The organism is Moritella dasanensis ArB 0140 (assembly GCF_000276805.1).
Classification (GTDB): Bacteria; Pseudomonadota; Gammaproteobacteria; order Enterobacterales; family Moritellaceae; genus Moritella; species Moritella dasanensis.
Genome location: NZ_AKXQ01000011.1, coordinates 154,980 through 179,330, shown reverse-complemented (window position 1 = coordinate 179,330; position 24,351 = coordinate 154,980). Strand labels below are relative to the sequence as shown.

Genomic DNA, 24,351 nt, shown 5'->3' with positions numbered 1-24,351 from the left:
TTCCGGGTTCGGGCACCATATTAATAAGTAAAGATATTTTGATTGTAGATATTTTTATTAGCGCATTTAGTGCCGACTTAGCTCAGTAGGTAGAGCAACTGACTTGTAATCAGTAGGTCGCCAGTTCGACTCCGGCAGTCGGCACCATTTGCCCGAATAGCTCAGTTGGTAGAGCAGAGGATTGAAAATCCTCGTGTCCCTGGTTCAATTCCGGGTTCGGGCACCATACAATTCCCCTTTAGTTCAGTTGGTAGAACGGTGGACTGTTAATCCATATGTCGCTAGTTCGAGTCTAGCAAGGGGAGCCAATTAAGAAGACCCAGTTATTTATTTAACTGGGTTTTTTTTCGTCCAAAATTTATAGATATAAAAAAACCGAACACTAGGTTCGGTTTAATAAAAGTAAAAGCATTCGTTAGCAGAATTAGTTCGCTGTAATGCTAATTTCTACACGACGGTTAGCTGAACGACCAGTACTAGTCTCATTTGACGCAATTGGACGACGTTCGCCATAACCACGTGTTGATAAACGGCCTGATTTAACGCCACGTTTATTCAAGTAATCGCTCACCGATTCAGCTCTTTCTTCAGAAAGCGTTAAGTTTGATTCTGAACTGCCTACACTGTCCGTGTGACCAATAATACGTAATGATGAGTCAGGGTATTCATTCAGTACTTTAGCCACGCTGTTTAAGCTTGAGTAGATATCAGAGCTCAAGTTATAACCTGCCGTTTGGAAACCAATACCTTTCGCCATCACCAACTGTAATTCGTTTTCGCCAACACGCTTAACTTGTACACCTGAGTCAGTTAATTCTTTACGTAAAGCTTCTTCTTGTTGATCGAAATAGTAACCAATACCACCACCAATTGCAGCGCCGCCAACAGCACCAAATAATGCGCCATTTTTCTTGCCTGTAGCTGCACCAGCTAATGCACCAGCAATAGCGCCGCCAATTGCAGATTTAGTAGCCGTATTCGTTTCTTCTTCGCCTGTTGTCGCGTTTTGACGGGCACAACCAGTAAGAGCTGCAACAATCATTAGTGCTGTCATTGTTTTTTTCATCATTAGATAAACCTTAATTATAGAAACGATATAGTAAGTGAGATATTGAGCACACTGTATCTTAAATAAAATACAATCGCATCGGTATATTTACTAGTTAAATAACCCTAGGCCCTAAAAATAGTGACATCTGTCGCAAGATTTTACCAGTCTAATTACATCTTACACAGCTTTACAATGCCTAGCCTTGAATTGTGACTCTGCGCACTCATATATTACTAAGTATCAGCATACAATGATGCGAATGCGTTTTCTCAAAAAGGATACCTATGTATAGCTTTCTAAGAACATCACTAATTTTAGTACTAATGCTAGCAGGTAAAGCGCCGCTTGAAGCCGCTACCATGCTTAGCCTTAGTCAAGTATCAAATAACGGCAATGCGACGAACAGAGTACGTACACAGCTAAGCAAAGACTTAGCAGGGCTTTATCAGCTTCCAGACATTAACAACACCAATATCATTCAACCTTATAGCGACTTCGACACGCTTTATACCTTAGCTACAACAGCGCAAGACGAGCTTGCGACACTGACTAAACAAATAGCCTTAATGTCACAAACCAGTGCCGTGATCCCAGACATTAAAAGTGTGGCACGTGCCCAAGCTAAAATTAGCAATAAACATGGCGGTGCCGTAGAAAAAATTACCGACTTAGCCCGCAGTTCAATTATTGCTAAAAACAGCCAAGAGTTAATTACAGCGTATGAATTACTTGAACAAGAAACCGATATCGTCCAAGTAAAGAATCGCTTTAACAACCCAAAACAAAATGGTTACCGCGATATCAATTTATTAGTGCGCTTACCAAAATCACAAATGGTGGTTGAAGTGCAATTACATTTAGATCGTATTGAAGCGATTAAGAATGGTCCAGAGCATGATAATTATGCCCAGATCCAACAAATCAACCACAATGCCCAACAGCAACAACGTGACGTATCAGAAATTGAAGCATTTAAAGTCACGCAGTTGAAAGAAGAGTCAACCAGTCTGTACCAAGTAGCTTGGCAACAACAGTTAATGTTAGAACTAAAAACCAGTTTTAAACAAATGGCATAAGCCTTTATTTAACCAGTCTTAATTACAATATAGTAATAACCATCTATCCATAATAAAAAGGCCCAATCATTACATTAATGATTGGGCCTACTCTCTTCTAAACCTTAAACTTAACGCGAAGGGTTAAACATAACCCCACTTCCAGTTAAAGCGGATCTGCTCTTGGCGACCAAAACGAGCCATTAACCAAGGCACCATCGGCAATACTTTATAATGCGCATCTTTCTTTAATACACTTTTACCGGTTCGGAAGAACGTGACTTCTTCATCGCTATTTAAGAGTCGCACTACAATCCGTTTTTGCTTACCCTCTTCAGGTATTACAACTTGTGCGAGGTTATATTCATGTGTCATCCCAGACCCGTTATAAACCAAAATAATTTGCTCTTCAGTTAACTTATTACGTTCTAAATAACGTTTAAGCTCACTGCCCTGAAAACCAAACAAGGGATCTCTATTCATGCTTCTTTCCATCTATCATCAAATACAATTAACGTTTATTTACTTATTTTTTGTCAAAAAAAATGAGGCCTCCAATGGAGACCTCATTTTTTAACAATTCGGTATGTTCGTTATTCTGCAATAAACTCGCGTAGTTTTTTCATCGCATTTTTCTCTAACTGACGAACACGTTCGGCCGATACACCATAGCGGTCAGCTAACTCTTGTAGCGTGGCTTTATCTTCCGCTAACCAACGAGAATTAACAATATCTTGGCTACGATCATCTAATTCAGAAATCGCGCTAGTTAAACGTCGAGATGCACTTTTATCCCAGTTTTCACGTTCAACTTGTTGTGCAACATCTGACGCATTATCTTCTAAATACTGCGCTGGCGAAAAGCTCATTGAACCAGAGTCTTTATCGCTATCATCATCAGCATATAAATCAAATGCTTGATCTGAATAAGACATTCTTGATTCCATTTCCACTACATCTTTAGTAGAAACACCCAAGTTATCCGCAACAGTTTGCACTTCAGCATGGGTAAACCAGCCTAAGCGTTTTTTTGATTTACGTAGATTAAAGAATAGTTTACGTTGCGCTTTAGTCGTCGCAACTTTAACTACACGCCAATTACGTAGCACAAACTCATGAATTTCAGCTTTAACCCAATGCACAGCAAAAGACACAAGTCTTACGCCAACTGCTGGATTAAATCGTTTCACGGCTTTCATTAAGCCGATGTTGCCTTCTTGAATCAAGTCAGCTTGAGAAAGTCCATAACCTGCGTAACCACGGGCAACGTGAACAACAAAGCGTAGATGTGACATGATCAACTGACGGGCAGCATCTACATCACCTTCATTCTGCAAACGTTCGCCTAGTTCCTTTTCTTGTTCAGCAGTCAACATTGGTATGGTATTCACGCCTTGGATATAGGCTTCAATGCTACCCTGAGGAACTAAAGCCATACTTTGCATATCTTTGCTCATCAACAATTCTCCCATTATTACAAATTAATCTGCGCAATATTATCACGACTGGTGCTTATCGACAAATTCGGCAATCAGCGTGACCGCACAAATAAACTATATTGTCTTAAATATTAAACATAGTTGTCTTAAATGTTTGAAATAGATAATTCAGCCTATTGATAATTAGATGAAAATCACCCAATCTCACGACAACTGTATTATTTATGTACAATCTAGTTTAACGCCAGATTGGAAAAGCTCTAGTATAATTACAGAAAATTACATTAACATGACAAACCAAAATGAATCAATCGGCTAATCCTTTAGTATGACTTTCAATAATCAATAAGATTCATTATTCTCATGAAAATGTCCTAGGGTAAAATATGCTTTGTAAAAACAAAGCATGACTCAGCAGTAAAAAGGGCAGCCAGCGCTGCCCTCATCACACCCTATCTCAGGTTTATTACCGCCTACATTGAACGCTTATCTGCAATTTAGTGCAAGTCAGGGATAACACCGACTTGGGGCATATCCGCTAAACCAACATCACGTGCATGTTGTTCAAAGCCTTTATTTTTCCAAAAGAATGCACCAGGCATAGTCGTTGGAATAACCAGGACATAGAACAGCGCACGACTGACCGTTGACGCCAATACAATTGATATCACAGGTAATAACCATAACAAACTTAACCAGCCTGATGGCGCTAATAGCCCTAGCAGCGACACCGCAAGGACATTAATGGCAACAGCAACGTTACGCAGCATATAAGTTTTACCGAAGGTGGTGCATTGCACGTAATGCGACGCCGCACCTTCACCCTGTTCGACATTAAGATGTTTTGCATGCATGTATAGACCAAATGCTTCAATCACTAAACCTGTGATGGCAATCGGCGCGAGGTCAAACAGTAAAGGATACAGCTGAGCGCCACCTATTATCGCCACTAACGCGGTTAATATAGTGCCCAGTGCCACGGTAGAACCAACGAAAGCACACGCTGTTTGCCAGTGATCCCAGAACGGACGCGCTTTAATACGGTAACTACGGTACATATAAAATAAGCCACCAGCACTACCAATTAACGCCAGCACACCAAAGGCATTGGCCACATAGTTAAATAAGCCCAGCTCAAAGAACCAAGCAATACCTTGGAAAAAGGTGAATGCGCCCATAAAACCAAAGAATAAAGCCACACCAAGTCCTTCTCGACTCACCGGTGAATGGGCTAAATTATTAAAACCTCGGTAGAAACGCTTCGGTTTTCCTAAGTGAAGCGTCGACATTAATAACGCAATCGCTTGCATGGCCATTAGGATAACCAGCAGTGATAAACCGGCACCAGACTCGGCAAAACCAATTAGGCTCTCAACACCCAATAATGGGCCAAGGAAGATAAGTGCAAATGCACCCATCGCCGCTTGCGAGAACAAGGTAAATATCACCAATGGATTCTCACGAGAACTCAAGCGAGCTAAGTTCCACCATTGTTCTTTACCGTCTTTTTCATCAACAACAGAGCGGAATGAACCGTCGTCTTGTTTGTGATATTTAAGCGGCATATTATCGGTACGCGTCATTTCACGCTGGGTACTGGTGGTTTGTTGGAAACGAATATTGGGGTTGGTGATACTTGGATCAGGGAATCCTGGCATTGACGTTTTAGCTTGCACGCGATTCTCGGGGGTATTTTCAACGACACCAAAGTTAAGCGCATTGCCTAAACAGGCCGATACACAAGCCGGCTTTAAGCCAATTTCTAAACGGTCCACACACATATTACACTTCGATACCTGACCTTTAATCGGATCAAGCTGGGGTGCGTTATAAGGACAAACCCAAGTACAATAACCACAACCAAAACAGGTATCCGGATCTTGTAATACCGCACCGTACTCAACGTGTTTGGTATAGGCTTTAGTTGGGCAGCCTTTTAAACAAACCGGATCATCACAATGGTTACACGCCATCGAAATATTAATCCGTTTGTAATCAGGGTAACTGCCACTCTCAACATAACCAACACTACGGAAGGCAATATGCGCAGGGTTATCATTCTTTTCACTACACGCCGCTTCACACGCATGACAACCAATACAGTTATCGGCGGTAAAATGAAAGGCATGTTGTTTATTCCGATTGGGGTTATCACCCACCGCTTTATTTTCATTAATATTCATCGAACGGCCAACCGGTAACTTACCTTCTGTTCGTTCAATTAAATCAATTTTTTTACCGTAGGTATTAACATCAAATATTTCTACATCGGCTAGTTTTGCGTAACTTTGTTCACCCTTACGGGATTCAAAAATAGGTGTTCCCTCTGCAACTACCGGTTTTTCTGCCGCCCCGATTTGATCAAGGCGGTCTCTAAACTGTTCTAACTTGTCTAACATAATTAATCCCTTGTTATGTCATCGTGCTCTATGCCATCACTTTCTATATCATCACCGTTATACGATGGCGGCTTATGCCATGACGACTACTGCGATAACATTAATATGTACGTCGTTCACGGTTCATTTTCGCCGCCAATTTTTGATCAACATGTTCAATACGCAGTGAACTCTGCTTAAAGGCAGGTTGACGAGAATGCGGATCAAGCAGGCCAAGGCACAAACGATTGACACAATCATGGAAATGGAATGGAATAAACACGGCGTTTGGCGCGACACGTTGGGTTAATTGCACCATCACTACCGCATCGCCACGACGAGAAGCGATACGCACATAACTTTGATGTTTAATGCCCAATTTGGCCGCTGCATCTGGGTTCATTTCCATATACGGTGTAGGGCTATATTTGTTTAAGTTACCCATTTTACCGGTACGCGTACGGGTATGAAAATGCTCTACTACACGGCCAGTGTTGAGCCAGAATGGGTATTCTTCACAAGGGTGTTCGTTATTATCAACCCAAGGTAATGGGATCAAATTGGCTTTACCTGTAGGTGTGGCAAACTTGCCATCGGTATACAAACGTGCACCTTCGTCGTTATTCGTCGCACCTTCACGGTATGGCCATTGTAGACCACGGGCTTTTTCAATTTTTTCGTAAGTCATACCGGAAATATCAAGATTACGCCCCGCCCCTTTAGACAGTGTTTTCATTTCTTCAAACGCTTCCTCGGTGGTCACAGGAAAAGTGATCTTGTGGCCGTTTTCAAAACGTTTAGACAGTTCGGAAAAGATCCAGAAGTCAGACTTAGAATTACCTTTCGGTGCCTGTACATTAGTCACCCGGTTAACACGGCGTTCGGTATTGGTGAATACCCCTTCTTTCTCTGCCCATACTGCGGCAGGTAAAAACATATGCGCGTATTGTGTTGTTTCTACATCTTTATAAGCATCCTGCACCACTAAGAAATCTAACTTCTCTAGGGTTTTACGAATACGCGAGGTATTCGGCATCGACGTCATTGGGTTTGTCGCCACCAGCCACAGACCTTTAATTTGTCCTGTTTCAATGGCAGGGAAAATATCCGTTTGTGCTAAACCACGTTTTTTCGGGAAGAACTCAGGATCAATACCCCAGAATTCTGCAATATCATTACGGTCTTGTTCTTTTTCTAATGCGCGATAACCCGGTAGACCAGAACACGAAGACCACTCGCGTGTGCCCATGGCATTACATTGACCAGTAATCGATAAGCTCGTACCACCCGGCACACCGATATTACCGGTGATCAGTGATAATGAATTACACCCGGTAATTGCATCACTACCGTGGGTACTTTGATTCAGGCCCATGGTCCAGATACTCATCGCTTTACCTGCTTTAGCAAATAAACGCGCGACATGACGAATGGTATCTTCATCAATACCGCAAATTTTAGCGGCAGATGTTGGGTCAAACTCGGCAACGCAGGCGGTTAATGCTTCAATACCTGTGGTGTATTTTTCAATATAATCTTTATCTTCAAGGCCTTCTTTTAAGATCACGTGCATTAAGGCGTTTTGTAAGACGATATCGGTACCAGGGCTAATCGGTAAGTGAATATCAGCAAACTGGGCCAACATAGTCACGCGCGGATCAACCACGATAAGCGGGAAGTTACGTTTTTCTTTAGCTTCTTTTAAGCGCCAGTAAATAACTGGGTGTTGCTCTGGTAAGTTAGATCCCCAGGCAATCAAACAATCGGTATGGGAGAAATCATCGTAACAACCCGGCGGGCCATCCGAACCAAACGAGCGCTTATAACCCGATACAGCAGACGCCATACATAAGGTAGTATTACCATCATAGTTATTGGTGCCAATACAGCCACGGGCTAATTTACCTAAGGTATAAAACTCTTCCGTTAATAACTGACCCGTAGAAACGATAGCAAATGCATCTTTACCGTATTGATCTTGAATGGCTTTAATTTTGTCGCCCATGGTATCGAGCGCACTGTCCCAATTGGTTTCTTTATATTGGTCATGAATTTGATCGCGTACCAGCGGATGATTACCGCGCCCTGCCGCGTCAAATAATTCATGTTCAAAGATACCTTTAATACACAATTTACCTCGATTTACATCCGCGTCAGCTACGCCTCTACTCGCAACAGCCTTCCCTTGCTCATTCATACCTATTTCGATAGAACAACCTGTAGAACAATATCCACACGTTGTGTATTTCCATTCTTTAACCTGTTTATCCGCAATGCGAATAGGTTTTTGATCCTTGCGTCCGAAAATCATAAGACGTCTCCATTGAATTACTCTGCATGTTATAAACACAGAAGAGCAATAACCAAGCCAGCTTACTTTAACCCCCCACAAAAAGGACGATGTGCTTCTTTAACTTGATAAACACAGACATCTTCCTGCTATTTATCCACACGTTCATGCATTTTAACCGCATAGATGACCACCCACCCATTCTAAGCTGCACCATGGCTGTGCGATAAAGGAAAAACTGGTGCAACATCACAGTGCTTAATCATCTAAAAAACCTTATATAAAATAAGCTTTAACAATAAAGCCTTTAATATCAAAGGTTAAACTTTTAATCACAGAGTTGGCATTGTCTTTGCGTTAGTAAGATTAGTGAATCTGTCAGTAATTAAAGAACAGAGCAGTACTACAGGGATGTGAGTCATGACAGTTGAATTAATTACCAAAGCACAATCAAAAAATAACAGCACGCTAGGTCACGTTGCATTAGTAGGAGCAGGTCCGGGGGATCCAGAATTGCTCACACTAAAAGCATTGAAAGCGATTGAAAATGCCGACCTTATCTTGTTTGATAATTTGGTTAGCCACGACATTAGAGCGTTATTCCCAGCCCATACCAAAGCTATCTATGTGGGTAAGAAAAAAGCCGACCATTGTATTCCACAAGACCAATTGAATTTATTCATGGTCGATAAAGCGAAGCAAGGTGTGAATATTTGTCGTCTAAAAGGCGGCGACCCCTTTGTATTTGGCCGCGGTAGTGAAGAACAACTGGTGCTCCATGCCCACGGTATAAAAACCAGCGTCGTTCCGGGGGTCACCGCCGCATCAGGCTGTACTGCCTATGCCGGTATCCCATTAACCCACAGAGGGCTATCAACGGGCTGTACCTTTATTACGGGACACCTAAAAGATGGTCAGTTAGATCTAAATTGGTCGCAGCTTGCGCATCTTGAACACACCTTAGTGTTCTATATGGGACTGGGTAAATTAGCGGAAATTTCAGCGCAACTTATCAGTCACGGTTTAGCCAGTGATACACCTGCAGCGTTGATAGAAAACGGCTCGACACCACAGCAAAGAGAATTCGTTGGCACAGTCGCGACTTTACCAACACTCGCTATTGAACATCAATTACAAAGCCCTAGCCTGATAGTCATTGGTAAGGTGGTCTCTCTTGCAGACCAACTTAGCTGGCGAGATCTAGAGCAATCGGCAAAAAATCAAGAATTAAGCGCATAACGGAGCATGTCATGAAAAGAATTATAGTTGTCGGTAACGGCATGGTAGGTCACCATTTCATTGACCAATTTATTCAGCAAGACAAAATGGCTGAAGTACAAATCACCACATTCAGTGAAGAATCACGCCTCGCTTATGATCGTGTGCAGTTAAGTGCTTATTTCAGTGGTAAAACAGCTGATGACTTAATGATGACATCGCCAGAATATTATGACGATAATGGCGTGCAATACTTTGTTAACGATAAAGTAGTGAGTATTGATAAGGCCGCGAAAACAGTCACCACAGCGCAGGGCCGTATTGAAAGTTACGACAAACTCGTACTGGCGACCGGTTCATATCCATTCGTACCGCCGATCCCAGGTAAAGACCAAGACCATTGTCTGGTTTACCGTACCATTGAAGATTTAGAAGACATCACCGCATCAGCAAAAGAAAGTAAAGTCGGTGTGGTCGTCGGTGGTGGTCTGCTGGGTCTTGAAGCCGCGAATGCAATTAAACAGTTAGGTCTAGAAACCCACGTGGTTGAATTTGCCCCTCGCCTGATGGCAGTGCAAGTTGATGACGGCGGTGGTAAAATCCTACGCGACAAAATTGCAGCGCTAGGCGTAAATATTCACACCGAAAAAAATACCAAAGAAATTGTCAAAGGTGAAACCTGCCGTTACCGCATGAACTTTGCTGACGGCTCTCACGTTGAAACAGACATGATCATCTTCTCTGCCGGTATTCGCCCACAAGACGAACTAGCCCGCTCTTTCGACCTAACACTCGGCGAACGTGGTGGTATTCAAATTAATGATCAGTGTTTAACCTCTGATGAAAATATTTACGCTATTGGTGAATGTGCCTTATGGCAAGGCCGTATCTTCGGTCTTGTAGCTCCCGGTTATCAAATGGCAAAAGTGGCCGTTGATCAAATCGTTGGTAGCGGTGACTTAGCCTTCACTGGCGCAGACATGAGTACCAAACTGAAGTTACTCGGTGTTGACGTCGCCAGTATCGGTGATGCCCACGGTAATGCCGATGGTGCACAAAACTATGTATTCACTAACGAAGCTGACCAAGTTTACAAAAAACTAGTGATTAGTGAGTGTGGCAAAAAGCTACTTGGCGCCGTCATGGTAGGTGAAGCAGAAGATTACGGTACTTGGTTACAAATTTACTTAAACGACATGGACATTCCTGGTGCACCCGAGAATATGTTGGTACCACCAGCAGAAGGTGGCGCGGTAACCATGGGTGTTGACGCCCTGCCTGATTCAGCGGTTATTTGTTCATGCCTTGATGTAACCAAAGGCCAAATTTGTGCCGCAGTACAAGATGGTGCAACCAGCATCGGTGATATTAAAACCATCACTAAAGCCGGTACCGGTTGTGGTGGTTGTAGCGCACTCGTGACGCAAGTACTGAATGCAGAACTTGCAAGCATGGGTGTTGCAGTGAATACCGACCTGTGTGAGCATTTTGCTTACTCACGTGCCGAATTGGCAGACATAATACGTGTTAAACGGATTAAAACCTTCGAGGCACTCATCACTGAATTTGGCGCTGGCCATGGTTGTGAAGTTTGTCGTCCGACAGTGGCTAATATTCTGGCGTCATTCTGGAATGACTACATCCTCGAAGACGATCATCTTGGTCTGCAAGACGTGAATGACGTTTACCTGGGTAATATGCAAAAAGATGGTACGTATTCTGTTGTACCACGTATCCCAGCAGGTGAGATCACCCCAGACAAATTAATCGTACTCGGTGAAGTAGCTAAAAAATACGGCTTATATACCAAGATAACAGGTGGACTACGTATCGATTTATTTGGTGCGCAACTACATGAATTACCAGAAATATGGGCATGGTTGATCCGCGAAGGCTTCGAAACAGGCCATGCTTACGGTAAATCACTGCGTACCGTAAAATCGTGTGTGGGTAGTACTTGGTGTCGTTATGGTGTGCAAGACAGCATGTCTCTGGCGATTGATCTAGAGAACCGCTACAAAGGCTTACGCTCGCCACATAAAATTAAGTTCGGCGTTTCTGGTTGCACACGAGAATGTGCTGAAGCCCAAGGTAAAGACATCGGTATTATTGCTACCGAAGGTGGCTGGGGTCTTTATGTTTGTGGTAACGGTGGTATGCGCCCCCGTCATGCCGATTTATTCGCAACCGACCTAGATACTGACACTTTGTACAAATATATTGATCGTGTATTGATGTTCTATATCCGCACTGCAGACCGTCTACAACGTACATCGGTTTGGTTAGAAAATCTTGATGGTGGTTTAGATTACCTTAAAGACGTGGTGATTAATGACAAACTGGATCTTAACGCAGAGCTTGAATCGGCAATGGCCGAAAACATTGCTAACTACCAATGTGAGTGGAAAACCACGATTGAAAGTCCTGAAAAACTACTGCGCTTTAAGCACTTCATTAACTCTGAAGAAAGCGATACCGCCGTGCAGTTTGTTGAAGTGCGTGATCAAATCCGCCCTGCCACACCCGCAGAGCGAGCAGGTCAAATTGCCGTTCTTGAAGTGAGCTAATGATTAGCTAACGACAATTATAAATATCACGACATCGACCATAACAACCAGTAGCAGGTGCTCGCACCTGCTAACACCAGATTTAAGGATTTATTATGATTACTTGGACTCCAATTATTGAAAAAGAAAAACTTACCCCAGATGCCGGTGTGTGTGCATTAGTGAACGGTAAGCAAGTTGCTATTTTCTTTGACCGTAAAACCGATAAATTATTTGCGATTGATAACTACTGCCCGGCAAGTAAAGCCAATGTGTTATCGCGTGGCTTAATCACCTCGGTGAAAGATGTATTAACGGTTTCATCACCACTGTATAAAGAACATTTCAGCCTAACCACAGGTGAATGTCTCGAAGATGAAGCTTTATCTGTGCCTGTATATGCGGTGCGTATTACTGATGGTATGGTAGAAGTTACAGCGTAATAACGTGTTGTATCCGATGTTATTTACAGGCAGTCATTTACAGGAAGCATTATGTCACAGTGGCACTTACAAGGCGGCGCGACCTTTACCATAGGGCAGCGCTCAGTGGCAGGCATTAAAGCTGAAAATGAAGATACTATTGGTATCCGTATCCCTGATGATTTGCTGCTCACCACCAAGGGCGCGGTCGCGATTATCGCCGATGGGGTCAGCGCGTCGGAAGCGGGTAAAGAAGCCAGTGAAACCTGCGTGCATAATTTCTTATCTGATTATTACTCTACGCCTGAAACCTGGTCAGTTGGTAAATCAACTGGTCAGGTACTTACCGCATTAAACCGTTGGTTATACAGCCAGGGTCGACAATTTACAGATGCACAAAAAGGTTATCTTACGACCTTAAGCGCGATTGTATTTAAATCCCACGCCGCACATTTACTTCACGTCGGTGATTCACGCATCTATCGTTTACGCAACAATAGTCTTGAGCAGTTAACCCGAGACCACACCACGGTAGTGAATAGTAAACAATCTTACCTTGCCCGCGCGATGGGGCTCGATGTCACTCTCGATGTCGATTATAAAGAGGTGGAATTACAAGTCGGTGATGTGTTTTTATTATCCACAGATGGCTTACATGACTTTATTAGCGATAAACAGTTACGCGAAATAGTACAACAGACCCACACATCGGCAGAGAGCGACTTTGAAGCTTGCTGCGAACAACTCATTGAACAGGCGCTGACCAATAACAGTAACGATAATATCAGCTGCCAATTGTTACGTATCGACAGCTTACCTAAGTTAAGTGCTGAAGATGTCCATGTCCACCTCGCTTCCATGCCCTTCCCTCCCGCATTACGCAAAGGCTTATCGATTGATGGACTGAAAGTGATTAAAGCGTTGCACGCCAGTAGCAGCAGTCATTTGTATTTAGTCGAAGATAAGGAAACTAAACAGCAATACTGCATGAAAGCGCCGTCGGTTAATTATATTGATGATCATGCCTATATCGAACGTTTTACCATGGAGACTTGGATAGGCTCACGCTTAAATAATCCACATATTTTAAAAATAGTTGAAACGAATCGGCAGAAAAGTCACCTCTATTATTTAATGGAAGTCATTGAAGGTATCACGTTAGAACAATGGATAAACCAACACCCAAATCCACCGATCCAAGAAGTACTGAATATTGTTGAGCAAGTAATTAAAGGCTTACGCGCTTTTCACCGTAAAGAAACCCTGCATCAAGACTTAAAGCCCGGCAATATTATGATCGATAATAACGGCCAAGTTAAGATCATCGATTTTGGTTCTTGTTTCGTCAAAGGCATAGCGGAAATAGCCACACCACTACAACGCGATAAGATCCTTGGCACAGCCTCCTACTCAGCCCCAGAGACTGTTCTTAACGGTGACAGCACAGCACAATCAGATATCTTTGCTATTTCGGTGATTATTTTTGAAATGTTAACCGGCAAACAACCTTTCAACGGTAAACTCGAAACCTGCCGTTCCCAAAAAGCCTATCTGAGTACCAAATATATAGCCGCCTATGAGTACAACCCGTTAGTACCATTTTGGTTAGACGGCGCGATTAAAAAAGGCCTGCGCTTCGATCCTAACAAACGGCATGCCGATGTATCAGAGCTGTTATATGAGTTACAACACCCCAATCCTAAATATAAGAACAATCGTAAACAAACCTTAATTGAAAAGAATCCGGAACGCTTTTGGCAAGTTATCTCGTTATTACTGCTGTTTGCACTGTGCATTTCGTTATTCAGTTAAGCGATTGAGGCTGAAAGCTAAGCTGGTATGTAAATATACGTAAAACACCGGTATATCACTGGGTATTAAATAAATACGTAACATATACAAGGTATAGTACAGTTCTTTAATATACTTTATATCTACATAGGTTATAGAGGTTACCGTATAATTAAACCCAACGCATGACAGGAGCCCATTACCGATGAATGATGTGTTAGCACTCATTATAACAATCACCACGCCCGCATTACGCCATACTCTTATCTACCGCCACAACTCGTTACCACAATACGTCACCGCGAATAGCCCACATTATAATAATAGGAAACGACGATGATTGATTATATATCGGTATTTATATTTTTCTTTGCTGTGATTGATCCTGTGGGCACCGTGCCTGTCTTTATTGCCGCAACCAGTCAATTTGATGAAAAAGCAAAACGTAAAATAGCGTTACAGGCCGCCTGTGCAGCAGCGCTTATCTTGCTATTTTTTATTGTTGCAGGCGAATTAATTTTAACGGCGATAGATATACCGCTACCAGCATTTGAAATTGCGGGCGGCATTATATTGTTTTTGTTTGCCTTGAGTATGATATTTGGCGATAGCAAACCCGATACCGAAATGCAGATGGTAAAAGACAGTACCGAAACGGCTATTTTTCCATTAGCAGTGCCCTCTCTTGCTAGCCCAGGGGCAATGCTAGCAGCAGTGCTACTGACGGAAAATTCGAGTTTCAGTCTATTCCAACAAGTGCAAACCGCAGGCGTAATGCTGTCGGTGTTATTTATCGCGTTTATCTTGATGTTAGCAGCGAGCTGGATCCATCGTTTCATCGGCAACAGCGGCGCGAGTATTATCAGTAAAGTAATGGGGATGATCTTAGCGAGCGTGGCAACAAACAGCGTATTGTCAGGTATTAAGGTGTATTTCTTACTTTAATTCTGGCACAAAAAAGCCCTATACCGTTAGATATAGGGCTCTTACTATGCAATTATTCGTCAATTACTGCAGTAATAAACTATTTATTTGAGATAAAACCAACCGCTTCATAGGCTTTCGCTAATGTCGGTGCGGCGCGCTCAGAAGCTTTCTCAGCACCGATACGCATAATGCGGTTCAGTTCTGACTCATCTGCACGTAACTCGTGGTAACGTGCTTGAATAGGCTCAATCATCGCTACTACTGCGTCTGCTGTATCACCTTTCAGGTGGCCATACATTTTATCTTCGTATTCAGGCACAAGATCAGCAACTGGACGTTTAGTCGCAACAGAAAGTAATGTCAGTAAGTTAGATACACCCGGCTTTTCTTTGTTATCAAAGTAAATACGTGCTTTTTCATCACTGTCTGTTACTGCACTTTTCAGTTTCTTAGCAATCTGCTTTGGCGGATCTAATAATTTGATGAACGCTTTTGGATTGTCGTCTGACTTAGACATTTTCTTCAGCGGATCTTGCAAGCTCATAATACGCGCGCCCAATGTTGGGATCATCGGTTCTGGTACTTTAAAGACGTCACCGTAGATATTATTAAAACGCGTCGCGATAGTACGTGCTAATTCTAAATGCTGCTTTTGATCATCGCCTACCGGCACAGCATCGGCTTGATAAAGTAAAATGTCTGCTGCCATCAATACAGGGTAAGTATATAAACCTGAATTACTGCTGCTTGAGTTATTCGATTTATCTTTAAACTGCGTCATGCGGTTCAATTCACCCATCTGCGTATAACAGTTAAGTAACCAACTCAATTGGGCATGTTCTGGCACTTGAGATTGTAAAAAGATAGTCGACTTTTCAGGGTTTAAACCACACGCAACATACATTGCTAGGCCTTCAAGCACTTGTGATTTGAACTCTTTCGGGTCTTGACGTACCGTGATGGTATGTAAGTCCGCAAGCATGAAATGACAGTCGCTGTGTTCCTGCATGTCCAGCCATTGGTTGATTGCACCAATATAGTTACCAATCGTCATACTACCAGAAGGCTGAATACCACTTAATACCACAGGTTTTGTCATAAATATATTTCCCAATCTCTTAATTTTTCAATTGTGGGCAAGCGTATCAGCTTACCCAATTTTGTTTATTTCGTTACGTTTTATGTCATTACGCAAGGTAAATCGATTACTTCTACTTACGGTTATTTCAGTTTAACTGCAGATAGTAATTCACTGATATCATCGGCAACAAAATCAGGATTACTGTCGCTAATTGGAATACCGTAGTTGTAACCATAAGTTAAACCAAAGCTAGTAAAGTTCGCCGCTTGTGCTGCAATAATATCATTTTTAGAATCACCAACCATCAACGCATCTGCTGGCGTTAATTTATAATGTGCTAAACAATGTAATAACGGTAATGGATTAGGTTTTTTCTCAGCCAGAGAATCGCCACCCAATACCACTTCAAAGAACTCACTAATACCCGATAATTCAAGTACTGGTGTAGTCTGAATCATAGGTTTGTTGGTAACGATTGCTAGTTTGAAACCAGCATCGCGTAATGCTGTTAAAGTTTCTTTCACATTTGGGTACAACACGCTGTGTGTGTAAACATTTGCAGAATAGTGCTTTAAGAATGAAGCTAGTGCATCATTAAATAATGCAGGGTCAATATCATCGGCAATATTGACACTGCCAGATAATGCACGTTGTACTAATACTTGTGCGCCATTGCCAACCCAACCACGTACTTCATCTTCAGAAAAATGAGCACGGTCAAAATCACTCAGCATGCAATTAACTGCTGCGGCTAAATCAGGTACGCTATCAACAAGGGTACCGTCTAAATCAAAACAAATAAGCTTAAACATTGGCTTTTTCTAACTCCGAACGCATTTCATCAATGACTTTTTTATAGTCTGCTTGGCCGTAAATCGCAGAGCCCGCAACAAACATATCTGCGCCCGCTTCTGCAATTTCACGAATGTTATCTACTTTAACGCCACCATCAATTTCGAGAATAATATCACGACCGCTGGCGTCAATTAATTTACGCACATCGCGTAATTTTTGTAATGTTGAAGGAATAAAACTTTGACCACCAAAACCAGGGTTAACTGACATTAGTAGGATCATATCTAACTTATCCATCACATAATCTAAATGATGTAGCGGTGTTGCAGGGTTGAATACCAGGCCTGCTTTTAAACCGTGTTCTTTGATAAGTTGCAGAGAACGGTCAACATGATCAGATGCTTCTGCATGAAAGGTAATCATCGTTGCACCGGCTTTGGCAAACTCATTAATCATATGATCAACAGGTCGCACCATTAAATGCACATCAATCGGGGCCGTTACACCATGATCACGTAACGCTTTACAGATCATTGGCCCAATCGTTAAGTTCGGCACATAATGGTTATCCATCACGTCAAAATGAATGACATCCGCACCAGCGGCTAGTACAGCATCGACTTCTTGGCCTAAGCTAGCAAAGTTGGCCGATAGAATTGAAGGGGCAATCAGAAAGTTTTTCATTAGGCATGCTCTCAGTTGTTGTTATTCCATTACTCTGTAGCAAATCTTACCCTAAGTTAGCCCCTAGGGTAAAATAATAAAACCAGAATAACACTGACAACGGAGGATTGACCGAGGAATATAAGACTATTTAACGTCAATAAGCGCGAGTTTAGCTACATAGCGTAATTTAACTGTATAGCGCGAGCAACTCGTCAACTTTGTTACGTTTACCCGCATTACGGCTAATCGTACGTTTAACCTGTACCACTTCAAATGTAGAGCCATGGTAAAGTTCACGGGTTAACGGAATATCATGATTCGATATTAATATCGGAATTTGGCGCTGTTCTGACGTTTCACGACACACTTTGGCAAGCAGGGCCTGATCATCAAGACTAAAGCCGTTCGCTGCATACGAGGTAAAACTCGCTGTCGTACTTAACGGTGCATACGGCGGATCACAATAAACCACATCATCACTGCCTAAACGCTTATAAACGTCTGAATACGATTCACAAATGAACGTGGCTTTTTTAGATTTCTCAGCAAAAAAACGTAATTCTTTCAATGGGAAATATGGTTTTTTGTAAGAACCAAAAGGCACATTAAAGCCACCGGATTTATTATAACGGCATAAACCATTAAAACCATGACGATTCATATACAAGAACATCAACGAACGTTGATAAGGGTTAGTCGTCTTGTTAAATTTTTCACGAATTTTATAATAACGTTCTTTATCATTAAATTCAGGCGTAAAGAAACGCTGCGCATCGGCAATAAACTGTTCCGGCTTGGTCTGCAGGATCTTGTACATATTAATCAAATCAGGATTAATATCATTTAACAGGTATTCGTCATAATCGGTATTTAAAAACACCGATCCAGCACCAACAAACGGTTCAACTAAACGCTTACCAGCCGGTAATTTTTCACGTAGATGATCAACCAGAGAATACTTACCTCCGGCCCACTTTAAGAAGGCTCGCGTTTTCTGCATTTGTGACTTATACCGCTAAATAAAAGGGGGCCGATTGTACATGGATTACACCTAGATTGCGCTGTTTTTTTATAAATTGCTTTGTATCTGAGCGAATCGTTTTAACCAAGGTTTATCTTTTTGTACCGCTGCTGGTAATTTTAGTTTTGCTACGTTTGCTTGTTCAACACTGCTAAAACTACCATAAAGAACGACATACCAAGGTTTGTTGTTACGCACGGTTTCATACGTCCAGACATTTTCAGGTAATTCATGCTCGCTTAGATACTGTTTTAGCTGTGTTTCACGGCTTAAACCAGCAATCTGAAACGTATAATTTTTCGCCGATTGCGCCATCACCCACGCTTTACCAGCGACTGTTTTAGGCACACTTGAAACGGAGTTAATGACAATTTTATCAACATCGTCTACGACAGCTTTACTATCAACCACATCACTCGCGGCTTGTTGCTTAGCCAGCATCTTATTCACCGCGGCATCATCAATCACCACACGCTGTTTCTGCGTAGATAAACTCGATTCAATCACGGGTGGATCTGTGAGGGTAATCGTTTCACCTACTTCAGTGGGTAATTCCTCATCCCAATCGCTGGCAAACATTTGCGGCGTGCTGACATCTATCGCAGTCGTTGCATCAGCATCGCCAGTAGCCGTCGTCACAGTGTCGTCTTGCATCGTTAACGAATCATGTTGCAACGACTCGTCCATCACGCTATCAGCGCCTTGCTGTTGCTCTGCTTGATACGCGTCATACAAAAATGAACCGGCACTACCAAGTAATAATACCCCAGCAATCATACCCGCCAAGTAGAATGACTTATTTACCTTCTTAGCTGGTTGAGGTGCCGTATCTTGTACTGCTGATTCAGGGTTATATACCTGACCTTGCATAATCGCTTGCGCACATTGTTCTAACTTGCCTGGATTACCCTGGCAGGCTTCAATTTGACGATTAATCGCATCCTGATTGACGAATGTAGGCTTATAACCGGCATTATTAAACTGTTGCTGTACAAATTTTATAGCGGCTTGTGGATCGAGTTCGGTCATTTCCAACTCCAATACATTGGTTGCTGATTTTGCAAACTGCGACATGGTTATATCAACCCACTTACTTTCTGCAAATAAAATGAAATTTACTTTAATACTAATTCTATTATTAAGGCCTAGTTCAACTAATTGCGCAAATTCCGCAATGCTGGCAGCCGACAATGCCATCGCATTATCAATACAGACCGTCAGCTCATATTCGAGCTGCTTAGAAAGCAGCGGTAAGCTATCGAACAGTGGGATGTGGGCATTAAAACGACCATCATAACTAATCTGTTGTAATAATAACGTTCGCAACGCTGCATCATCATGACACTGCTGTGCATCAATAGTTATTGTTTTCTGATTAAAATCTGATTCTACATAATACCGTAATACAGTTGATTTACCTGAACCTGACTCACCGCTTACGAGTAATAAATGTGAAGAGAATTGTGTGAGATGACGCAGCCGTTCACACAGCTGCGTTTGAGAATATATTTCAGTTTGAACTGAATAGTGCACTAGAGTCCGCCTGATTATGGAAGTTCACCACATCACGTAATGTGTTTTCAGTTACTGTCGACAACACTTCAGCACTACCAATTGAGGTTGGTAGAATGAAACGCAGTTGACCATTAAGTACTTTTTTATCACGCTTCATGTGCTGCATAAATGCATCAAAATCCATTTCTGCTGGCGCCAGTAACGGTAATTCCGCCGCTGTAATGAGCGCCGCAATACGGGTTACTTGCGCAGCAGTCAATAAACCCATTGCTGCCGATGTCTGTGCTGCCATAATCATACCAGCAGCGACCGCTTCACCGTGTAACCAAACGCCATAACCCATTTCAGCTTCAATCGCATGACCATAGGTGTGACCAAGATTCAGCAATGCGCGTAAGCCTTGCTCTTTTTCATCGATAGCAACAATTTCAGCTTTAATTTCACAACAACGATAAATTGCATACTCTAATGCCGGGATATCAAGCGCCATCAGCGCTGTCATGTTGTCTTCTAGCCAAGCAAAGAAGTCTGCATCATAAATAATACCGTACTTAATCACTTCAGCCATACCAGCCGCCAGTTCGCGTCGAGGTAAGGTAGTTAAACAAGCCGTATCAATAAAAACTGCATTGGGCTGATAAAAAGCGCCAATCATATTCTTACCTAATGGATGGTTAACTGCCGTTTTACCGCCAACCGAGGAATCAACTTGACTCAACACAGTCGTCGGGATTTGGATAAAGGGGATACCGCGTTGGTAACAGGCGGCCGCGAAGCCAACCATGTCACCAATAACACCACCACCGAGAGCAATCAACGTGGTATCACGTCCACAATTCTCACGCAGTAGCGCGGTAAATATTTCATTTAAAGTATCTAAGGTTTTAAATTGCTCACCATCAGAAAGAATAATACTGTCAAATTCATAGTCATGTAACAATGCTTGTACGCGTTGTAAATACAACGGTGCAACCGTATCGTTTGATATCACGACGACTTTATTGGTTGTTATTGCAGACTTAAATTGCTCTGCTTGCGTTAATACGCCTTCACCAATATAAATAGGGTAGCTCCGCTCACCCAGTTCAACAGTTAACCTTTCCATGTGACCTCAATTAAAAATCCAATAACTTTATGATCTGATTCGCAACAATTTTAGCGCTTTGCTCATCTGTTTTAACTGTAAAATCAGCAATCTCTTCATACAAAGGATTACGATCATCAGCTAATGTTTCCAGAACATCACGTGGTTCTTCAGTTTGTAGTAAAGGACGACGCTTATCGCGTGACGTTCTGACCAACTGCTTATCAATAGTTGTTTCTAAATAAACAACTACGCCACGAGCAGAAAGGTAATTACGACTTTCTTTACTTAAAATTGAGCCACCGCCCGTTGCTAACACAATACCTTGCTCTTGTGTTAGATCGTCAATAACTTCCGCCTCACGAACTCTAAAACCAGCTTCACCTTCAACATCGAATACCCAAGAAATGTCTGCGCCAGTACGACGTTCAATCTCATGGTCCGAATCGATAAAGTCTAAATGCAACTGGCTAGCTAGTTGACGACCAATTGTACTTTTACCTGCGCCCATTGGGCCTATTAGGAATATATTACGTTTTTCAGCCATTTTAACTCTTCAATAAATCTAAAGTAATAACACCCTTTTTCTTAGGGGGCACCAGACCTACCTATAAAATATCCTCTTGATTATAGTAATCAATGATGAGACATTTTGGCAATAGCCAAAATCAGCAACACCCGGTAAAAAACCAGGTGATGACATTTCAGGCAGAAAAAGACCGCTATTTATATAGTTTTTGCGGCCTTTTGTCAAAGGTAGGTTACAACGTATCCACTACCACTTTTGGTGTAACGAAGATTAACAGCTCTCGTTTTTGATTAATATTCTTCGTACTACGGAACAATACGCCTAACCAAGGGATATCACCGAGAACCGGAACTTTCGTTACAATCTTTTTAATTTCATGCTTAAATATACCACCTAACACCACAGTTTCGCCATTTTCAACCAAAACTTGGGTGCTAATAACTTGGGTATCAATCGATACAGCTTCGCCACCCACGGTCTTAACATCCTCACCACGGGTATCTTGATTTATTTTCAAATCTAAGATGATTTTATTATCCGGGGTAATATGTGGTGTCACTTGTAAACCCAATACCGCTTTTTTAAAGGCAATAGAGGTAGCACCACTCGAACTTGATTCAACATACGGGATTTCCGTACCTTGCTCAATATACGCAGACTTTTGGTCGGTAGTGGTAATTCTTGGGCTTGCGATCACTTCTGCTTTTTGTTCTGCTTCTAACGCAGAGAGTTCCAAATCAAGTATTTGACCACTGGCTAACTCTGCGATCTGAAACGCAATAGAACCCGCTGGTGATGCAACAGGTAGATTCACATTGAGACGGTCACCAATAGATGGGACAGTTCCCCCAGCCAAAGAATCATTACCCTCAACAGAACCCGATGTTGAACCAAAGCCGCTACCAATATCGGTACTGCCGCTTATACCCCAACGTATGCCGAGTTCATCATCCAAATTATCAACCACAGAAACCATTCTAGCTTCAATAATCACCTGACGTACAGGTACATCAAGGACAGCAATAATACGTTTTACATTAGCAATGACGGTCGCCGTATCTTTAATCAATACAGTGTTAGTACGCCCATCAAAACTAACCGTACCGCGTGATGATAACAGACTAGAATCTTTTTGTGACAAAAGCTTTGTAATGTCAGCAGCTTTAGCAAAACTAATCTGTATAAATTCCGACTGTAATTCAGCTAAATCTTCGACTTCTTTTTTACTGACAAGGTCACGACGCTCTAATGCCGCTAATTCATCAGCAGGCGCAACCATCAACACATTACCGTCGAGCTGCTTACTTAAGCCTTTAACTTTCATTACGATATCAAGTGCTTGCTCCCATGGTACACTATCTAAACGCAGGGTGATATTACCATTCACGGAATCGGTAGTAACTAAGTTAAACTCATTAAAATCGGCAATTAACTGTAGTACAGTACGCACTGGAATATCTTGGAAGTTAAGTGAAATAGCCTGTCCTTGATATTTACTGCCTTTTTCATCTGGGTCTTTCTTGGTAATTTCAATAACAAAGATATTATCAGCTTGATCATAGCGGTAATTAAAATCATCACTAATCTCTAATTCAAAAGACGTTACGCCTTCATCATGGAAGGTTTCAATGGCGGTGACCGGCGTACCAAAATCGGCTACATCTAAAATATAGAGCAATTTTTTCAAAATGGCGGTGCTATGAAACTCAGCCACTAATTTATTGCCTTTACGCTTAATATCAACAGCCATCGAGCTGTTTTTCATGGTTAAAATTAATTTACCACTGCCATCATTACCGGTACGAAAATCAATCCCACGTACTTGGTTTACAAAACCACTAAAATCTTCTTCCTCATCGCCCTCAATTGGCACGATATCTTCAATTTTAGGTGACTGCACCGTCACTTGGCGACCATCTTTTGTTGCCAGCAATGATGTGCTGACAGTGGCAGCAGGTACGCCGAGGTTATCAATATTACTCTCGAGCACAGATGCGGCCGGTAATACCGAACTATTCCCTGCCGTTGCCACTGTAGGTTCCACGGCAAGCACTAATGTATCACTTCCCGTGTTAGAGTCCGCGACTTCAGGCACAATAACATCAGTACTTAACAACCCAAAAGTAGCGATTAAACTATTGTCACCTTGGATAATTTGATACGGCACCAGTTCATCTAAAGCGATGGTGATTTTGAGGCCTAAATCGACACGTTCTGCCGCTACATTTAACACATTACCTTCTTCGATAACCACAGGGTTAAGCAACAAAGTAGAACTCGCATCGGGTACTAAGATAACCAATTGGTGCGGCGAATAGTGTAGTTTATCGGCATATTCAACAACATTTTCATTAAATTCAAACTCAAGCTCTACCTGCCCTTCGGCTAACGAGTTTAAATGAATTTGTTTTAATTGTGGTTCCGCAAAACTGAAAGCAGAGTATAAAAGTGTGGTACATAAAACCAATAGCTTCACGATATTGGTACATCTTACATATAATTTAGTCATTTCATCATCCCTGAAAATGGCTTAACGGTTATCT

At 42.1% G+C, this 24,351-nt stretch carries 19 protein-coding genes and 3 tRNA genes; 9 read left to right on the top strand and 13 right to left on the bottom strand.

What is annotated here, in order from left to right:
* Positions 1-71: 71 nt before the first annotated feature.
* The 3 genes from A923_RS0111350 to A923_RS0111340 all read left to right on the top strand — a co-directional run bounded on the left by A923_RS0111350 (position 72) and on the right by A923_RS0111340 (position 308).
* Positions 72-147: transfer RNA gene (locus tag A923_RS0111350), tRNA-Thr, on the top strand.
* Between the two features lie 3 nt (positions 148-150).
* Positions 151-226, top strand: a tRNA-Phe gene (locus A923_RS0111345).
* A gap of 6 nt (positions 227-232) precedes the next feature.
* Positions 233-308 (top strand) — tRNA-Asn (locus A923_RS0111340).
* Positions 309-424: 116 nt separating this feature from the next.
* Here A923_RS0111340 and A923_RS0111335 read toward each other — a convergent pair.
* Positions 425-1,069 carry a YiaD family glycine zipper/OmpA-like lipoprotein gene (locus A923_RS0111335; RefSeq protein WP_017221805.1) on the bottom strand — a complete coding sequence of 215 codons (645 nt, stop codon included), beginning with the start codon at positions 1,067-1,069 and terminating at the stop codon, positions 425-427.
* A 266-nt stretch (positions 1,070-1,335) separates the two neighbouring features.
* Here A923_RS0111335 and A923_RS0111330 point away from each other — a divergent pair, with 266 nt between their 5' ends.
* Positions 1,336-2,127, top strand: a complete 792-nt coding sequence (locus A923_RS0111330) for a RelA/SpoT domain-containing protein (RefSeq protein WP_017221804.1) — start codon at positions 1,336-1,338, stop codon at positions 2,125-2,127.
* Positions 2,128-2,250: 123 nt separating this feature from the next.
* Here A923_RS0111330 and A923_RS0111325 read toward each other — a convergent pair whose 3' ends face one another.
* From A923_RS0111325 to A923_RS0111310, 4 genes are all read right to left on the bottom strand, one after another.
* A complete protein-coding gene (locus A923_RS0111325) occupies positions 2,251-2,589 on the bottom strand; it encodes a hypothetical protein (RefSeq protein ID WP_017221803.1) in 339 nt (112 codons plus the stop codon).
* A 110-nt stretch (positions 2,590-2,699) separates the two neighbouring features.
* Entirely contained in the window at positions 2,700-3,563 is an 864-nt protein-coding gene (gene rpoH / locus A923_RS0111320; RefSeq protein ID WP_017221802.1) for an RNA polymerase sigma factor RpoH, read from the bottom strand.
* A gap of 479 nt (positions 3,564-4,042) precedes the next feature.
* On the bottom strand, positions 4,043-5,944 hold the full coding sequence (locus A923_RS0111315; RefSeq protein ID WP_017221801.1) for a DmsC/YnfH family molybdoenzyme membrane anchor subunit: 1,902 nt from the start codon (positions 5,942-5,944) through the stop codon (positions 4,043-4,045).
* A 100-nt stretch (positions 5,945-6,044) separates the two neighbouring features.
* Positions 6,045-8,234 (bottom strand): molybdopterin oxidoreductase family protein, encoded by a 2,190-nt coding sequence (locus tag A923_RS0111310; protein WP_017221800.1) that lies wholly within the window; start codon positions 8,232-8,234, stop codon positions 6,045-6,047.
* A 399-nt stretch (positions 8,235-8,633) separates the two neighbouring features.
* On the opposite strand from A923_RS0111310, the gene cobA reads away from it, so the two are divergent.
* The 5 genes from cobA (at position 8,634) to A923_RS0111280 (ending at position 15,135) form a co-directional block, all read left to right on the top strand.
* On the top strand, positions 8,634-9,452 hold the full coding sequence (gene cobA, locus A923_RS0111305; RefSeq protein WP_017221799.1) for a uroporphyrinogen-III C-methyltransferase: 819 nt from the start codon (positions 8,634-8,636) through the stop codon (positions 9,450-9,452).
* An 11-nt stretch (positions 9,453-9,463) separates the two neighbouring features.
* The gene (nirB, locus tag A923_RS0111300; protein WP_017221798.1) at positions 9,464-11,998 is read left to right on the top strand and encodes a nitrite reductase large subunit NirB; all 2,535 of its coding nucleotides are present in this window, start codon (positions 9,464-9,466) and stop codon (positions 11,996-11,998) included.
* Positions 11,999-12,093: 95 nt separating this feature from the next.
* The gene (gene nirD / locus A923_RS0111295) at positions 12,094-12,420 is read left to right on the top strand and encodes a nitrite reductase small subunit NirD (protein ID WP_017221797.1); all 327 of its coding nucleotides are present in this window, start codon (positions 12,094-12,096) and stop codon (positions 12,418-12,420) included.
* Positions 12,421-12,471: 51 nt separating this feature from the next.
* The gene (locus tag A923_RS0111290) at positions 12,472-14,211 is read left to right on the top strand and encodes a bifunctional protein-serine/threonine kinase/phosphatase (protein WP_017221796.1); all 1,740 of its coding nucleotides are present in this window, start codon (positions 12,472-12,474) and stop codon (positions 14,209-14,211) included.
* A gap of 315 nt (positions 14,212-14,526) precedes the next feature.
* Positions 14,527-15,135 (top strand): MarC family protein, encoded by a 609-nt coding sequence (locus A923_RS0111280; RefSeq protein WP_017221794.1) that lies wholly within the window; start codon positions 14,527-14,529, stop codon positions 15,133-15,135.
* 79 nt (positions 15,136-15,214) lie between these two features.
* Here the strand turns inward: A923_RS0111280 and trpS are convergent, their stop codons facing one another.
* From trpS to A923_RS0111240, 8 genes are all read right to left on the bottom strand, one after another.
* Entirely contained in the window at positions 15,215-16,216 is a 1,002-nt protein-coding gene (gene trpS, locus A923_RS0111275; protein ID WP_017221793.1) for a tryptophan--tRNA ligase, read from the bottom strand.
* A 122-nt stretch (positions 16,217-16,338) separates the two neighbouring features.
* Entirely contained in the window at positions 16,339-17,010 is a 672-nt protein-coding gene (locus A923_RS0111270) for a phosphoglycolate phosphatase (RefSeq protein WP_017221792.1), read from the bottom strand.
* The gene (rpe, locus tag A923_RS0111265) at positions 17,003-17,677 is read right to left on the bottom strand and encodes a ribulose-phosphate 3-epimerase (RefSeq protein ID WP_017221791.1); all 675 of its coding nucleotides are present in this window, start codon (positions 17,675-17,677) and stop codon (positions 17,003-17,005) included. Before rpe ends, A923_RS0111270 begins: the two co-directional genes overlap by 8 nt.
* Positions 17,678-17,846: 169 nt before the next feature.
* Positions 17,847-18,659, bottom strand: coding sequence for a Dam family site-specific DNA-(adenine-N6)-methyltransferase (locus A923_RS0111260; protein ID WP_017221790.1), 813 nt, complete (start codon positions 18,657-18,659; stop codon positions 17,847-17,849).
* Between the two features lie 69 nt (positions 18,660-18,728).
* Positions 18,729-20,213: an SPOR domain-containing protein gene (locus A923_RS0111255; protein ID WP_017221789.1), complete on the bottom strand. Its 1,485-nt coding sequence runs from the start codon at positions 20,211-20,213 to the stop codon at positions 18,729-18,731.
* The gene (aroB, locus tag A923_RS0111250) at positions 20,191-21,300 is read right to left on the bottom strand and encodes a 3-dehydroquinate synthase (RefSeq protein WP_017221788.1); all 1,110 of its coding nucleotides are present in this window, start codon (positions 21,298-21,300) and stop codon (positions 20,191-20,193) included. Before aroB ends, A923_RS0111255 begins: the two co-directional genes overlap by 23 nt.
* A gap of 10 nt (positions 21,301-21,310) precedes the next feature.
* Positions 21,311-21,826 (bottom strand): shikimate kinase AroK, encoded by a 516-nt coding sequence (gene aroK, locus A923_RS0111245; protein ID WP_017221787.1) that lies wholly within the window; start codon positions 21,824-21,826, stop codon positions 21,311-21,313.
* A gap of 214 nt (positions 21,827-22,040) precedes the next feature.
* Entirely contained in the window at positions 22,041-24,317 is a 2,277-nt protein-coding gene (locus tag A923_RS0111240; RefSeq protein WP_017221786.1) for a type IV pilus secretin PilQ, read from the bottom strand.
* Positions 24,318-24,351 lie beyond the last annotated feature (34 nt).

What these genes read in the sequence shown, in the direction of transcription:
- aroB (WP_017221788.1), bottom strand. Translation starts at nt 21,300, where the DNA reads ATGGAAAGGTTAACTGTTGAACTGGGTGAGCGGAGCTACCCTATTTAT.
- A923_RS0111240 (WP_017221786.1), bottom strand. Translation starts at nt 24,317, where the DNA reads ATGACTAAATTATATGTAAGATGTACCAATATCGTGAAGCTATTGGTT.
- A923_RS0111335 (WP_017221805.1), bottom strand. Translation starts at nt 1,069, where the DNA reads ATGATGAAAAAAACAATGACAGCACTAATGATTGTTGCAGCTCTTACT.
- trpS (WP_017221793.1), bottom strand. Translation starts at nt 16,216, where the DNA reads ATGACAAAACCTGTGGTATTAAGTGGTATTCAGCCTTCTGGTAGTATG.
- cobA (WP_017221799.1), top strand. Translation starts at nt 8,634, where the DNA reads ATGACAGTTGAATTAATTACCAAAGCACAATCAAAAAATAACAGCACG.
- nirB (WP_017221798.1), top strand. Translation starts at nt 9,464, where the DNA reads ATGAAAAGAATTATAGTTGTCGGTAACGGCATGGTAGGTCACCATTTC.
- A923_RS0111290 (WP_017221796.1), top strand. Translation starts at nt 12,472, where the DNA reads ATGTCACAGTGGCACTTACAAGGCGGCGCGACCTTTACCATAGGGCAG.
- nirD (WP_017221797.1), top strand. Translation starts at nt 12,094, where the DNA reads ATGATTACTTGGACTCCAATTATTGAAAAAGAAAAACTTACCCCAGAT.
- A923_RS0111310 (WP_017221800.1), bottom strand. Translation starts at nt 8,234, where the DNA reads ATGATTTTCGGACGCAAGGATCAAAAACCTATTCGCATTGCGGATAAA.
- A923_RS0111270 (WP_017221792.1), bottom strand. Translation starts at nt 17,010, where the DNA reads ATGTTTAAGCTTATTTGTTTTGATTTAGACGGTACCCTTGTTGATAGC.
- A923_RS0111315 (WP_017221801.1), bottom strand. Translation starts at nt 5,944, where the DNA reads ATGTTAGACAAGTTAGAACAGTTTAGAGACCGCCTTGATCAAATCGGG.
- A923_RS0111330 (WP_017221804.1), top strand. Translation starts at nt 1,336, where the DNA reads ATGTATAGCTTTCTAAGAACATCACTAATTTTAGTACTAATGCTAGCA.
- A923_RS0111325 (WP_017221803.1), bottom strand. Translation starts at nt 2,589, where the DNA reads ATGAATAGAGATCCCTTGTTTGGTTTTCAGGGCAGTGAGCTTAAACGT.
- A923_RS0111260 (WP_017221790.1), bottom strand. Translation starts at nt 18,659, where the DNA reads ATGCAGAAAACGCGAGCCTTCTTAAAGTGGGCCGGAGGTAAGTATTCT.
- rpe (WP_017221791.1), bottom strand. Translation starts at nt 17,677, where the DNA reads ATGAAAAACTTTCTGATTGCCCCTTCAATTCTATCGGCCAACTTTGCT.
- aroK (WP_017221787.1), bottom strand. Translation starts at nt 21,826, where the DNA reads ATGGCTGAAAAACGTAATATATTCCTAATAGGCCCAATGGGCGCAGGT.
- A923_RS0111280 (WP_017221794.1), top strand. Translation starts at nt 14,527, where the DNA reads ATGATTGATTATATATCGGTATTTATATTTTTCTTTGCTGTGATTGAT.
- rpoH (WP_017221802.1), bottom strand. Translation starts at nt 3,563, where the DNA reads ATGAGCAAAGATATGCAAAGTATGGCTTTAGTTCCTCAGGGTAGCATT.